Source organism: Enterobacter sp. 237C8, assembly GCF_034106865.1.
GTDB classification, from domain to species: Bacteria; Pseudomonadota; Gammaproteobacteria; order Enterobacterales; family Enterobacteriaceae; genus Enterobacter; species Enterobacter asburiae_B.
In genome coordinates, this window is the sequence record NZ_JAWNDF010000002.1 from 182,619 (window position 1) to 195,503 (window position 12,885).

Annotated in this window: 12 protein-coding genes; 5 read left to right on the plus strand and 7 right to left on the minus strand. The window is 54.9% G+C overall.

From position 1 onward, the window contains the following. Positions 1 to 22: 22 nt before the first annotated feature. Positions 23 to 1,261: an Nramp family divalent metal transporter gene (locus USF70_RS10815; protein ID WP_033146141.1), complete on the plus strand. Its 1,239-nt coding sequence runs from the start codon at positions 23 to 25 to the stop codon at positions 1,259 to 1,261. A gap of 32 nt (positions 1,262 to 1,293) precedes the next feature. On the opposite strand, the gene USF70_RS10820 is transcribed toward USF70_RS10815, so the two are convergent. Together USF70_RS10820 and mgrA are read right to left on the minus strand one after the other, a co-directional pair. Beyond that, positions 1,294 to 1,647 carry a DUF2502 domain-containing protein gene (locus tag USF70_RS10820; RefSeq protein WP_023308717.1) on the minus strand — a complete coding sequence of 118 codons (354 nt, stop codon included), beginning with the start codon at positions 1,645 to 1,647 and terminating at the stop codon, positions 1,294 to 1,296. 127 nt (positions 1,648 to 1,774) lie between these two features. Then, positions 1,775 to 2,773 carry an L-glyceraldehyde 3-phosphate reductase gene (gene mgrA, locus USF70_RS10825; protein WP_167818376.1) on the minus strand — a complete coding sequence of 333 codons (999 nt, stop codon included), beginning with the start codon at positions 2,771 to 2,773 and terminating at the stop codon, positions 1,775 to 1,777. A gap of 184 nt (positions 2,774 to 2,957) precedes the next feature. Between mgrA and ipdC the strand changes: the two genes are divergently transcribed. After that, positions 2,958 to 4,616 carry an indolepyruvate decarboxylase gene (gene ipdC, locus USF70_RS10830; RefSeq protein ID WP_232937481.1) on the plus strand — a complete coding sequence of 553 codons (1,659 nt, stop codon included), beginning with the start codon at positions 2,958 to 2,960 and terminating at the stop codon, positions 4,614 to 4,616. Here ipdC and USF70_RS10835 read toward each other — a convergent pair whose 3' ends face one another. Beyond that, positions 4,617 to 5,852 carry an ion channel protein gene (locus tag USF70_RS10835; protein WP_232937483.1) on the minus strand — a complete coding sequence of 412 codons (1,236 nt, stop codon included), beginning with the start codon at positions 5,850 to 5,852 and terminating at the stop codon, positions 4,617 to 4,619. Between the two features lie 205 nt (positions 5,853 to 6,057). On the opposite strand from USF70_RS10835, the gene glk reads away from it, so the two are divergent. Beyond that, positions 6,058 to 7,023: a glucokinase gene (glk, locus tag USF70_RS10840; RefSeq protein WP_023308713.1), complete on the plus strand. Its 966-nt coding sequence runs from the start codon at positions 6,058 to 6,060 to the stop codon at positions 7,021 to 7,023. 35 nt (positions 7,024 to 7,058) lie between these two features. On the opposite strand, the gene USF70_RS10845 is transcribed toward glk, so the two are convergent. After that, the gene (locus USF70_RS10845; protein ID WP_033146137.1) at positions 7,059 to 7,790 is read right to left on the minus strand and encodes a LytR/AlgR family response regulator transcription factor; all 732 of its coding nucleotides are present in this window, start codon (positions 7,788 to 7,790) and stop codon (positions 7,059 to 7,061) included. Between the two features lie 3 nt (positions 7,791 to 7,793). After that, a complete protein-coding gene (locus USF70_RS10850; protein WP_320735627.1) occupies positions 7,794 to 9,500 on the minus strand; it encodes a sensor histidine kinase in 1,707 nt (568 codons plus the stop codon). A 385-nt stretch (positions 9,501 to 9,885) separates the two neighbouring features. Between USF70_RS10850 and alaC the strand changes: the two genes are divergently transcribed. Continuing rightward, positions 9,886 to 11,124 (plus strand): alanine transaminase, encoded by a 1,239-nt coding sequence (gene alaC / locus USF70_RS10855; RefSeq protein ID WP_023308710.1) that lies wholly within the window; start codon positions 9,886 to 9,888, stop codon positions 11,122 to 11,124. A gap of 52 nt (positions 11,125 to 11,176) precedes the next feature. Here alaC and ypdK read toward each other — a convergent pair whose 3' ends face one another. Further along, on the minus strand, positions 11,177 to 11,248 hold the full coding sequence (gene ypdK, locus USF70_RS10860; protein WP_099458937.1) for a membrane protein YpdK: 72 nt from the start codon (positions 11,246 to 11,248) through the stop codon (positions 11,177 to 11,179). Between the two features lie 357 nt (positions 11,249 to 11,605). Then, complete coding sequence (lpxP, locus tag USF70_RS10865) at positions 11,606 to 12,526, minus strand: kdo(2)-lipid IV(A) palmitoleoyltransferase (RefSeq protein WP_024907634.1); 921 nt, start codon at positions 12,524 to 12,526, stop codon at positions 11,606 to 11,608. A 12-nt stretch (positions 12,527 to 12,538) separates the two neighbouring features. Here lpxP and USF70_RS10870 point away from each other — a divergent pair, with 12 nt between their 5' ends. Further along, positions 12,539 to 12,679, plus strand: a complete 141-nt coding sequence (locus USF70_RS10870; protein WP_162531704.1) for a hypothetical protein — start codon at positions 12,539 to 12,541, stop codon at positions 12,677 to 12,679. The last annotated feature ends 206 nt before the right edge of the window (positions 12,680 to 12,885 follow it).

Here is a 12,885-nt window from a genome sequence, read left to right on the forward strand (position 1 = left end):
AGGCTATATTTCAGAGGCAGAAATGACAAACAGTCGCGTAGAGGGTAGCAGTGGCAGAGCCGCGCGCAAGTTGCGGTTCGCATTAATGGGACCTGCGTTCATCGCTGCCATTGGCTATATCGATCCAGGTAACTTTGCGACCAATATTCAGGCCGGGGCCAGCTTCGGCTATAAGCTGCTGTGGGTGGTCGTCTGGGCTAACCTGATGGCGATGCTGATTCAGATGCTCTCCGCAAAGCTGGGGATTGCCACAGGTAAAAACCTGGCAGAGCAAATTCGCGACCATTATCCGCGTCCGGCCGTCTGGCTCTACTGGGTCCAGGCGGAAATCATCGCCATGGCCACTGACCTCGCTGAATTTATCGGCGCAGCGATCGGCTTTAAGCTGATTCTGGGCGTGTCGCTGTTGCAGGGGGCGGTACTGACCGGGATTGCCACTTTCCTGATCCTGATGCTGCAGCGTCGGGGTCAAAAGCCGCTGGAGAAGGTTATCGGCGGTCTGCTGCTGTTTGTCGCGGCGGCCTATATCGTCGAGCTGATTTTCTCACAGCCGAATCTGGTGCAGCTCGGCAAAGGTATGGCAATCCCAAGCCTGCCAACCTCGGAAGCGGTGTTCCTGGCCGCCGGGGTATTGGGGGCGACTATCATGCCGCATGTGATTTACCTGCACTCCTCGCTGACCCAGCATCTCCACGGTGGAACGCGCAAAGAGCGTTACTCCGCCACCAAATGGGACGTGGCGATTGCCATGACCATCGCGGGGTTTGTCAATCTGGCGATGATGGCTACCGCAGCCGCCGCTTTCCACTTTAACGGCCACACCGGTATTGCCGATCTCGACCAGGCCTATCTCACGCTGGAGCCCTTACTGAGCCATGCTGCCGCCACGATATTTGGTCTCAGCCTGGTGGCTGCCGGTCTCTCTTCTACGGTAGTGGGCACGCTGGCAGGCCAGGTGGTGATGCAGGGGTTTGTCCGCTTCCATATTCCGCTGTGGGTTCGTCGCTCCGTCACCATGCTCCCGTCATTTATCGTGATTCTGATGGGGCTTGATCCTACGAGAATTCTGGTCATGAGCCAGGTGCTGCTGAGCTTTGGTATCGCGCTGGCGCTGGTGCCGCTGCTGATCTTTACCAGCAACAAAACCCTGATGGGCGAACTGGTTAACTCAACGCTGGTGAAACGGACCGGGTGGGCAATCGTGGTGGTGGTAGTGGCACTGAACCTGTGGCTGCTTATTGGCACCGCATTGGGGCTCTAAAAGAAAAAGGAGCCGGGAGGCTCCTTTTTGCATTAATGGTGACCGTGGCCATGACCGTGGCCGCGTCCTTTCCCGCCGCGATCCCAGCCGCCGCGACGGTCGTCACGATCGTTCCAGCCTTCACGGTAGCCGCGCTCATACGCGTTGTCTTTATACCAGCCGCGGTGTCTGCCGTTATCATGTTTCCACCAGCGGTCTCCGCGCCACTCATAGTGACGGTTCCAGTAGTCACGGTCGCGCCAGTAGCCACCGTCCCAGTATCTGCCGTAGTCGTCACGATCGCCAATTTGTAATTTTACTGATGGCAACAGGGTGATTTCGCCCGCATTGGCGATCAGCGGGGCTGAAGCCAGTAATACCGCTGCAAGAATCAGTGACCTGAACATACTCTTTCTCCTTCACGATCGGGGCCCTTGCGGGGCCTGTTAACGCAATATTACGAGTTGGTAAAGCCTCGTTTCATCGCCTCAACTCCGAATTCCTGAGCGAGAGCACTTTTTGCTAAAAGTGATTCTATTTTGAGCTGTTCAGGATCGTGTCAATACGGACAAGTTCTTCCGCAGAGAAATGGCGGTTTTCCAGCATCCCCACGGCATCATCAATCTGGGCCGTTTTACTTGCCCCAATCAGCACTGACGTCACGTTCTCATGGCGTAATACCCAGGCCAGCGCCATCTGGGACAGCTTCTGGCCGCGCTCTTCCGCCATGGCGTTCAGCTTTCTTACCTTCTGCAGCTTCTCTTCGGTGATCTGGTCAGGGTTCAGGAACTGACTGCCGCTTGCCGCGCGTGAGTCTGCCGGAATGCCGTTCAGATAGCGGTTGGTCAGTTGTCCACCGGCCAGCGGCGAGAAGGGAATGCAGCCGACCCCTTTTTCCTGCAGCACGTTTAGCAGCCCCTCTTCCGGCGCACGCTCAAAAAGGGAGTATTTCGGCTGATGGATTAGGCAGGGCGTACCGAGATCGTCAAGGATATCAATCGCCTTGCGAGCCAGTTCTGCAGGGTAGTTGGATAACCCGACGTACAGGGCTTTTCCCTGGCGCACCGTATGGTCAAGCGCTTTCATGGTTTCCAGCAGCGGCGTTTGTGGGTCAGGACGGTGATGATAGAAGATATCCACATACTCCAGCCCCATGCGCTTCAGGCTCTGATCCAGACTTGCCAGCAGATATTTGCGTGACCCCCAGTCGCCGTAAGGGCCATCCCACATGGTATAACCTGCTTTGGTAGAGACGATCAGCTCGTCGCGCCAGGGCAGGAAATCCTCCTGCAAAATACGGCCGAAATTACGTTCGGCCGATCCCGGTGGCGGGCCATAGTTGTTGGCAAGGTCGAAATGCGTAATGCCCAGATCGAACGCGCGCTGTAAAAGTTGACGGCTGTTTTCGATAAGCGTGGTGTCGCCAAAGTTATGCCACAGCCCAAGCGAGATGGCGGGCAACCTGAGTCCGCTTTGCCCGCAGCGACGATATTCCATTGTCCGATAACGATTTTTGTCCGGCTGATAACCCATTCTCATGACCTCTGGCGCTGAAGAAAAAATCAGTGTATGCGTTTACATTAACGCGAAAAAAAGCAGCATAGCGCAGCCTTTTTTGTAAAGCATTCTTTCCATGCTCTTCTTATCGCCAATTCTGGACAGTCATCACGCTTATTTAATACTCAAGGTGAGGTCAACATTAGAAGGATACCTGTTCATGCGTACCCCATACTGCGTCGCCGATTACCTGCTGGACCGTCTTACGGATTGTGGAGCCGATCATCTGTTTGGCGTGCCGGGCGACTATAACCTGCAGTTTCTCGACCATGTGATAGACAGCCCGGATATCTGTTGGGTGGGCTGTGCCAACGAGTTAAACGCCTCCTATGCCGCGGACGGATACGCCCGATGTAAGGGCTTTGCCGCGCTGCTGACGACATTTGGTGTAGGAGAATTAAGCGCCATGAACGGCATTGCGGGCAGTTACGCTGAGCACGTTCCGGTACTGCATATTGTGGGCGCGCCGGGTACGGCGTCACAGCAAAGAGGAGAGCTGCTGCACCATACGCTGGGCGACGGTGAGTTTCGTCATTTTTACCATATGAGCGAACCGATCACCGTTGCACAGGCGATCCTGACCGAACAAAACGCCTGTTACGAGATTGACCGGGTATTAACTACCATGCTCCGGGAGCGTCGTCCCGGCTATCTGATGCTGCCTGCGGATGTGGCAAAAAAAGCCGCCACGCCTCCTGTAAACGCTCTCACTCTCAAACACGCGCATGCCGATAGCGCCTGCCTGAAAGCGTTCCGGGATGCCGCTGAGAACAGGCTGGCCATGAGCAAGCGTACTGCGCTGCTGGCCGATTTCCTTGTCCTTCGCCACGGCCTGAAGCATGCCCTACAGAAGTGGGTCAAGGACGTGCCGATGGCACACGCCACCATGCTGATGGGTAAAGGCATATTTGACGAGCGTCACGCCGGTTTTTACGGCACCTACAGCGGTTCGGCGAGCGCCGGTGCGGTAAAAGAGGCGATTGAAGGGGCAGACACGGTGCTGTGCATCGGGACGCGATTTACCGATACCCTGACCGCCGGCTTCACGCATCAGCTAACCCCGTCACAAACAATTGAAGTTCAGCCTCATGCCTCACGCGTCGGTGACGTCTGGTTTACCGGCATCCCCATGCTTCAGGCAATCGAAACGCTGGTAGAGCTGTGTAAACAGCACGTGCACGATGCGCCGGCACCGTCGTCTCAAAGCACGATTGAATATCCGCAGCCGGATGGCTCGCTGACGCAGGAGAATTTCTGGAAAACGTTGCAGACGTTTATCCGCCCTGGAGACATCATCCTTGCGGATCAAGGCACCTCGGCCTTCGGCGCGATCGACCTTCGTCTTCCGGCTGATGTGAATTTTATCGTCCAGCCGCTGTGGGGATCGATCGGCTACACCCTGGCCGCAGCGTTTGGCGCGCAAACCGCCTGCCCAAACCGGCGCGTGATTGTGCTGACTGGGGATGGCGCAGCGCAGCTCACCATCCAGGAGCTTGGCTCGATGCTGCGCGATAAACAACACCCGATTATTCTGGTCCTTAACAACGAAGGGTACACGGTGGAAAGAGCGATCCACGGGCCGGAACAGCGATATAACGACATTGCGCTATGGAACTGGACGCAAATCCCGCAGGCCCTGAGCCTTGATCCTCAGGCCCAGTGCTGGCGGGTCAGTGAAGCGCAGCAGCTGGCAGATGTCCTTGAGAAAGTGGCGCACCACGAGCGGCTCTCGCTAATTGAGGTGATGCTGCCGAAAGCCGATATCCCGCCGCTGCTCGGGGCGATTACTAAAGCGCTGGAAGCGCGCAATAGCGCCTGATTACTTGTCGTTTCGCCAGGCCATCATCATCGGTTTGCCCGCCAGCAGGAGCCAGGCGGGCAACATCACGATACAGAGCAGGGGGAAAAGCGTCGAATCGGGTACCACCACCGCTGCCATAAACAGGCTGAGCCAGGCGTCGCGCGTGACCACCAGAACCAGCCCCAGAATAGAGCAGGAGACGGTAATGGCGGCAGGCACCGCATCGACGTGTTCGTGGAGCATCAGCCCCAGCGCTACGCCGACAAAGACCACCGGGAAGATGCGTCCACCGCGAAAACCGCAGGCTGCAGCCACCACCAGCGCGGCCAGCTTAATCACGGCAAACAGCAGATAGTCGGAGACGCTAAACACCTGGCTGAAGGCCAGCTGCTGCATCTCGTCCAGACCTTTGAACAACGTCACCGTCCCGCCGATTGCCCCTAAAATACCGAGGATCAAACCTCCTGCCCCCAGAACTAACACCGGGTGTTTGAGTTTATGCATCAGGCGGTGCAGGCGAGGAAGACACCATACCGCTACCATTCCCAGCGCGATGGCGATCGCGACGACGATGGCGCCGCTGAAAATATCGGCTATCTGCATCTGGCCGTAGTGGGGGAGAGAGAGTGAGAAGTGGGGATGGAAAAACAGGCTGGTCGTCAGCGCGCCGGCGGCTGCTGCCATCAGCGGCGCAAAGAGTTTATCCCACAGAGGGACGTCGTTATTGCTGCTGAGCGTCTGAGAAAAGATCAGTGCGGCAGCGACGGGCGTGCCGAAAAGGGCCCCGATAGTGCCTGCGGAGGCGAGGATGGTCCAGTCCAGCGCGCCGACGCGGGGCAAAATGCGTGAACCGAGGAAAACCGCCAGGCCAATATTCACCGCCATAATCGGATGCTCCGGCCCCAGGCTGACGCCGCCGGCCAGACCGATAATCAACGCAATGAGCAGCCCGGGCAGTGCCGAAGGGGGAACCGGGGCGCCAATCAGCGGTTCCTGCGCCGGATCGGGGCCGGCATGGCCGGGACTGAAACGGATCACCAGGCCTACCGCAATACCGGTTAACGTCAGCATCACAACGATCCAGGCAGGAGAATCAGCATTGCCCCCCAGTTTTGTCGGAAGGGCTGTCCATAACATGGCTTGCAGCACCGACGCGACTTTCATCACGACAATGAGCACCAGACTTGAGGCCACGCCAATAATTAGCGCCGGAATTGCCAGCAACAGCATGGTTCTGGCTCGCGGGTGGAGCATGATGATTTCCTTGTACAAAACGGTATTACGTTACTTTGCACATTAAGCTTTATGGCAATAGTGCAAAAGGTGCTGAAACGGTAAAGTTATTCTGTGACGAAGATCGATAATCCATGGGCATTCACCTTATGGCCGTTGTTGTTATCACGCCTTGAATTTACAGTGTCCCAAAGATTTATTCTGACTTTAGCGGAGCAGTAGAAGAATGACAAAGTATGCTTTGGTAGGTGATGTGGGCGGCACGAACGCGCGCCTCGCATTGTGCGATGTTAGTAGCGGTGAGATTTCCCGGGCGAAAACCTATTCCGGGCTGGATTATCCAAGCCTTGAGGCCGTTGTCCGCGTCTATCTGGAAGAGCATCAGGTGAGCGTTGAAGACGGCTGCATCGCGATTGCCTGCCCGATAACCGGCGACTGGGTCGCAATGACCAACCATACCTGGGCATTCTCCATCGCCGAGATGAAAAAAAACCTCGGTTTTTCGCATCTTGAAATCATCAATGATTTCACCGCGGTGTCCATGGCGATCCCAATGCTGAAGCCAGAGCATCTGATCCAGTTTGGCGGCGCTGAACCGGTCGAAGGCAAGCCGATTGCGGTGTATGGGGCCGGTACCGGCCTCGGCGTGTCGCATCTGGTGCATGTTGCTCAGCGCTGGGTGAGCCTGCCGGGTGAAGGTGGCCACGTAGATTTTGCGCCTAATAGCGAAGAAGAGGGGATTATCCTCGAAGAGTTACGCGCTGAGATCGGCCACGTCTCCGCCGAGCGCGTCCTTTCAGGTCCGGGGCTGGTGAATCTGTACCGCGCGATTGTGAAATCAGACGGTCGTCTGCCGGAAAACCTGCAGCCGAAAGACGTCACCGAACGCGCGCTGGCGGACAGCTGCATTGACTGCCGTCGTGCCCTGTCGCTGTTCTGCGTGATCATGGGACGTTTCGGCGGCAACCTGGCGCTGACGCTGGGCACCTTCGGTGGAGTCTATATCGCGGGCGGGATCGTACCGCGCTTCCTCGACTTCTTTAAAGCCTCGGGCTTCCGCGGCGGGTTTGAAGATAAAGGGCGTTTCAGAAGCTACGTGCAGGACATTCCGGTTTATCTGATCGTGCATGACAATCCAGGACTGCTGGGTTCCGGGGCCCATCTGCGTCAGGTTCTCGGTCAAATCCTCTGATGCAGAGCCCTCTCCCGCAGGAGAGGGCGTTTTCTTTACAGGTGCATCAGCTGACGAAACTCTTTTACCTTGCTGCGGCTTACCGGCACCTGAAAATCCAGATCCTTCAGACGCAAAATGTAGGTGTTGTTAAACCACGGTTCGATCTCGCGGATCTTATTTAAATTCACGCAAAACGACCGGTGGCAGCGGAAAAAGTGGGCAGCCGGGAGCTTGCTGCAGAATTCGGTAATGTTCATCGCCATCACGTACGATTCCCGCCGCGTATAGACAAATGTCATCTTTTCGTGCGCTTCGGCGTAATAGATATCGTTGACCGGCGTCACGATGATGCGCTCGTCTTTGACCAGATTAATGGTGTCGTTTTCGCGTACCGTTGGGGTGGCGCTAGCGGGAGCGGTCTGCTGCTGCCATGCGGCCTCCAGCTTTTGCAGCATGCTGACAATCCGCGACTCCTGATAAGGCTTAAGAATATAGTCAAACGCCTCCAGCTCGAAGGCCTCTACGGCGTGCTCTTTCCAGGCGGTAACGAAAACGATAAACGGCTTATGGGCAAACTGATTGATGTTTTGCGCCAGCAATACGCCATCCAGCGACGGGATATTGATATCCAGGAAAATCGCATCGACCCGGTTATGCTGCAAAAATTTCAGTACGTCCAGACCATCATCAAACGTGCCCACAATCTCCATCTGGCTGTGGGTTTTGATAAGCCAGGTGAGCTCCTGCTGAGCCAGGAATTCATCTTCTACGATGATAACTTTCATGGGTTACTCCACCTGGGGCAACAGTGATGTCGTCGTATGCGCGCGCGAGCGCTCATTCGGGACGTAAAAAGCAATTTCGGTACCCGGCTCAAGACGTTGAATATGCAGACCGTCGCCGTAAAGCAGCTTGACCCGGTGGTGCACGTTCAGCAGACCGATTTTATTCCCCGGCATCTCGTTAGACTCCACGCGCTCAATGACTTTTGGATCAATCCCGTGGCCGGTATCGCGCACGGCAATCCGCACCCGGTTGCCGCTTTCGGTGACGCTAATGGTGACGACGCCTTTGCCTTTACAGGGCTGAATACCGTGAACAATCGCGTTTTCAACCAGCGGCTGGATAAGCAGGCTCGGGATCTCGCAGTTGACCTCTTCATCAATATCGTAAATGACCGTGAGCTTATCGCCAAAGCGCGCCTGCTCAATCGCGATGTAGTCCTTGATCTGATAAAGCTCTTTTTTGATGTCGATCTGCTCGTCATCTTTCAGCTCGATGTTGTAGCGCAGATAGCGCGACAGGTTAAAAATCAGCTGGCGCGCGGTGTCCGGATTAAGGCGAATGGACGAGGAGATAGCGTTCAGCGCGTTAAACAGGAAATGGGGATTAATTTTACTCTGCAGCGCGCGCAGTTCTGCCTTATTTGCCATCTCGCGCAGCTGTTCCGCCCGCGAAACCTCAAGCTGGGTGGAGATAATCTGCGACAGGCCGATGGCCATCTCCTGCAGCGTGGAGGTGATCTGATGCGCGTGGCAGTAATAAATTTTCAGCGTGCCCGTCACGACGCCTTTCTCCCACAGCGGGATGACCAGCATCGAGTGAATTTCCGGCGTTCGGTGGGCTTCATCATTGTTTTTAATAATGATTTTACCGTAGTTAATCGCCTGTCTGGTGGTCGGGCTTATGGTGTCATCGTTGTCGCGATAGTTGTGCTCCCCGACGCCAACGTAGGCCAGCACGTGGTCAATATTGGTGATGGCGACGGCGTCAGCGTGGATGTCATGGCGAATGATCTCGCAGACCTGACGCAACGATTCCGCGTTAACGTGGCGGAAGAGAGGCAGCGTTTTGTTGGCGATATCCAGCGCCAGCTTGGCCTGACGGGCGGCGCTGGCCTCTTTTTCCCCTTCAACGCTTTGCACCAGCAGCACGATAAAACCGATGCACACGCTGCCCAGGATCATCGGAATACCGATTTTCGAGACGATATCCAGCCCCAGCGCGGTGGTGGGGGCCCAGACGACGACCAGGATCATGGTCAGCGTTTCGCACACCATGCCTGCGACGATCCCGGCACGCCAGCGCTGTTTTTTCGGGATTTTGCGGCTGATCCAGCCGGAAAGCACCCCGGCGATAATGCTGGTGATAAAGCACGGCACCGCCGTTACGCCACCGATATCAATCAGATAGCGGTGCGTCCCGGCAATCAGACCGGTGATGACGCCCACCCACGGACCAAACAAAATCCCGCCGGACATGACGGCGATAATGCGCACGTTAACCAGCGAACCTTCTACCGGCACGCCGGACCAGGTGCTGAACAGGGCGAACAGCGAAAAGATGGCGGTAACGGCCAGCAGCTCTTTTGGCGAGTGGGCTGATTTGTGCAACAGCTCGCGAAACAGGCGAATGCGAATGAGGAAGAACAGGCAAATCAGCATTAATGCCGCACGGTCAAAAACTGCCAGCAGCATATTGAATATTTCGTGCACGAGTAGACCTGGGAAAACGGGAAAGAACCATGATAAAAAACCTGGCGCGTATTGACCAGCTATCCGTCAGGTTTATCAAATGAGGAAAAACCATAATTTTGAAAGGGGATTATCTGGCGATGACCGAGGCGTCCTGTTTTTTTCTTACCGGCGCATCGTCAGGTAACTGGTTTGATATCATCCTGTTAAATAACAGCTATCAGACAGCCGTTCCCGAAACAGGGGCTTCCGCTTTTAGGCGCAGCCGAGTTCCGGTTTTTAGTCGATCGCTTTTTTTTATTTCCCTCTCGACAGCATGATTTTTTTCAGGTTATTTTCTAGTCATGCCACATCGGTGGCAGCGTCGCTCGGACGGTCCGGGCGCTAACGTTAATCTGAGGAATCTATGGCTGAATTCAGTCCTGAACGCCGTTTTACGCGTATCGATCGTCTCCCCCCTTATGTTTTCAATATCACTGCTGAACTGAAAATGGCTGCGCGTCGGCGCGGCGAAGATATTATCGATTTCAGCATGGGTAACCCTGACGGCCCAACGCCACCGCATATCGTTGAAAAGCTCTGCACGGTTGCCCAGCGCCCGGATACGCACGGCTACTCGACCTCTCGCGGTATTCCCAGGTTACGTCGCGCGATCTCGCGCTGGTATCAGGATCGCTATCAGGTTGATATCGATCCGGAAAGTGAAGCGATTGTCACCATCGGCTCGAAAGAGGGGCTGGCACACCTGATGCTGGCCACGCTGGATCATGGCGACACGGTGCTGGTCCCTAATCCAAGCTACCCGATTCATATCTACGGCGCGGTGATTGCCGGGGCGCAGGTCCGTTCTGTGCCGCTGGTGGAAGGTGTCGATTTCTTTAACGAACTGGAACGTGCGATTCGCGAAAGCTATCCGAAACCTAAGATGATGATCCTCGGTTTCCCGTCGAACCCAACGGCGCAGTGCGTGGAGCTTGATTTCTTCGAGAAAGTGGTTGCCCTGGCCAAGCGTTATGACGTGCTGGTGGTTCACGATTTAGCCTATGCAGATATCGTCTATGACGGCTGGAAAGCCCCGTCGATTATGCAGGTCCCGGGCGCGCGTGATGTGGCGGTAGAGTTCTTTACCCTGTCGAAAAGCTACAACATGGCGGGCTGGCGTATTGGCTTTATGGTGGGTAACAAAACGCTGGTGAGTGCCCTGGCGCGCATTAAGAGTTATCACGACTACGGTACCTTCACGCCGCTGCAGGTCGCCGCTATCGCTGCCCTGGAAGGCGACCAGCAGTGCGTCCACGAGATTGCCGCCCAGTATAAGCGCCGCCGCGACGTGCTGGTAAAGGGGTTGCATGAAGCGGGCTGGATGGTGGAAATGCCGAAGGCGTCTATGTACGTCTGGGCAAAAATTCCGGAGCCCTATGCGGCGATGGGATCGCTGGAGTTTGCTAAAAAGCTGCTTCAGGATGCAAAGGTGTGTGTCTCGCCTGGCATTGGATTCGGTGATTATGGCGACACCCATGTGCGATTTGCCCTGATTGAAAACAGCGACCGTATTCGTCAGGCGGTGAGGGGCATCAAGAGTATGTTCCGGGCCGACGGTCTTCTGACCTCAAAGAGCGTCGCTGAACATCCCGCGTCGTCATGACATAAAAAAACAGGAGCCGATGGCTCCTGTTTTTTTGACTGCATGTTCTTCACTAGATCATCAGGGCAAAGGTTCCGGCCCAGACTAAAACAATCACCGAAATGCCCATAAAGAAATATTTCACGTTTCATCGCTCCGCGTATCTTGTGGTACGCATTTAAAAACAGAGTCCACCTGATTATAGAGAACTGAAATCCGGTCAAAACGGAAATAAGAATTTTCCCGTTATGCCGTTAACTCCAGCTCAGAATTCTGTGCTTTCCTGTTGCCAGACGGCGCTAATGTACGCTTAAAAATGAGGGGTGACAAGAGGGATTTTTTTAAATAATTTCCGTCACTTACGAGTGTCGTGGAACGGCGACAGTTTGATTTCACTTCGCAATAAATTCACTTTGGGCGACGCATTAAAAGATAGTTACTCAGCGGGAAGACAGGTGATTGAAAAGGTTAGTTTCTTAGCGAAACTAACCTTCATGAAGGGCTAAATATAGAGCGAGGCTTCGCCAAGAGGGCGGGTTTTGAAACGACGATGCATCCACAGATACTGCTCTGGCGCGCGCATGATTTCAGTTTCGATGACTTTATTGATAAACGCTGCCGCTTCGCACTCGTTTTCCGGATAGTTAGCCATTTCAGGGGAGATGTGCAGGCGGTAGCCTGACTTATCTGCTTTTCTCACCATCGTCACGGTCAGCATAGAGGCACCAGACAGACGCGAAATGACAAAGGTGCCGTTAGTCGTAGCAACGTCTTTCACCGCAAAGAAAGGCGCAAAGCTGCTGCCTTTACGTCCATAATCCTGATCGGGTGCAAACCAGACGGCTTCTCCTTTCTTGAGAGCACCGACCATACCGCGCAGGTTATTACGGCTGATCATCGCCTTATTGGAACGCATACGGCCTCGCGTCTGCACCCATTCCATAAGCGCACTGTTGTGCGGTCTGTAGGTTGCCATCATTGGCTGGCAAAGCCCCATCACGCGGCCGCCCAGCTCCAGCGACATAAAGTGAACGCCGACGACCATCACGCCGCGTTTTTGCATCTGCGCGCGTTTAAGGTTATCCAGGCCTTCCACGTCAAACCATTTGCGGACACGTTCATCTGGCCAAAACCATGCCATGCCGGTTTCAAGCAGCGCCATGCCGATAGACTTGAAGTTTTCAGCGATGAGTTTCTCACGCTCCTCTGCATTGTACTGCGGAAAACAAAGCTCAATATTTTTACGCGCGATGGATTCGCGACGTTTCAGGAAAACGCGGGAAGCGCTGCCCAGTTTTGACCCCAGCAAGCGCAGGACAGGGTACGGAAGTTGAACCAGCAACCAGAGTACGCCAAGGCCAAACCATGTAAACCAGTAACGCGGGTGTAAAAACGCACGTTGAAATTTGGATTGAGACAAAATAGTAGAACCTATGTGAAGCCTGTAAAGGTAGCGCAGAGTTTGCGATACGACGTGCCGATAAGACCGTTCTTCAAGGTGATGGTTGCAGGCTTTACCGAACTTTACGGCGGCGTTGCCTGGCCACTGCTGATTTGGGCGGGCGGCGTAATGTAGCACCGTTATACGATATGTGCTATTACTCGTTTTTGATTAAAAAAGCGGCGATCCGGGAGGTGTTTGATTTTACACTGTATAAACTCCAGAAGGGAGAGCAGTTCTCATGCCTGAGAGGAGAACTGAAGTCTTTGCGCAAGGAGGAGTGGGCCGACAAAAGAGCAGCAGTGTTTATTTTCGGACCCGCATCTACATTTTATTTTCCT

Coding starts and splice junctions, on each gene's coding strand:
- mgrA (WP_167818376.1), bottom strand. CDS start 2,773: ATGGGTTATCAGCCGGACAAAAATCGTTATCGGACAATGGAATATCGT.
- USF70_RS10845 (WP_033146137.1), bottom strand. CDS start 7,790: ATGAAAGTTATCATCGTAGAAGATGAATTCCTGGCTCAGCAGGAGCTC.
- alaC (WP_023308710.1), top strand. CDS start 9,886: ATGGCTGAATTCAGTCCTGAACGCCGTTTTACGCGTATCGATCGTCTC.
- USF70_RS10835 (WP_232937483.1), bottom strand. CDS start 5,852: ATGCTCCACCCGCGAGCCAGAACCATGCTGTTGCTGGCAATTCCGGCG.
- glk (WP_023308713.1), top strand. CDS start 6,058: ATGACAAAGTATGCTTTGGTAGGTGATGTGGGCGGCACGAACGCGCGC.
- ipdC (WP_232937481.1), top strand. CDS start 2,958: ATGCGTACCCCATACTGCGTCGCCGATTACCTGCTGGACCGTCTTACG.
- USF70_RS10815 (WP_033146141.1), top strand. CDS start 23: ATGACAAACAGTCGCGTAGAGGGTAGCAGTGGCAGAGCCGCGCGCAAG.
- USF70_RS10820 (WP_023308717.1), bottom strand. CDS start 1,647: ATGTTCAGGTCACTGATTCTTGCAGCGGTATTACTGGCTTCAGCCCCG.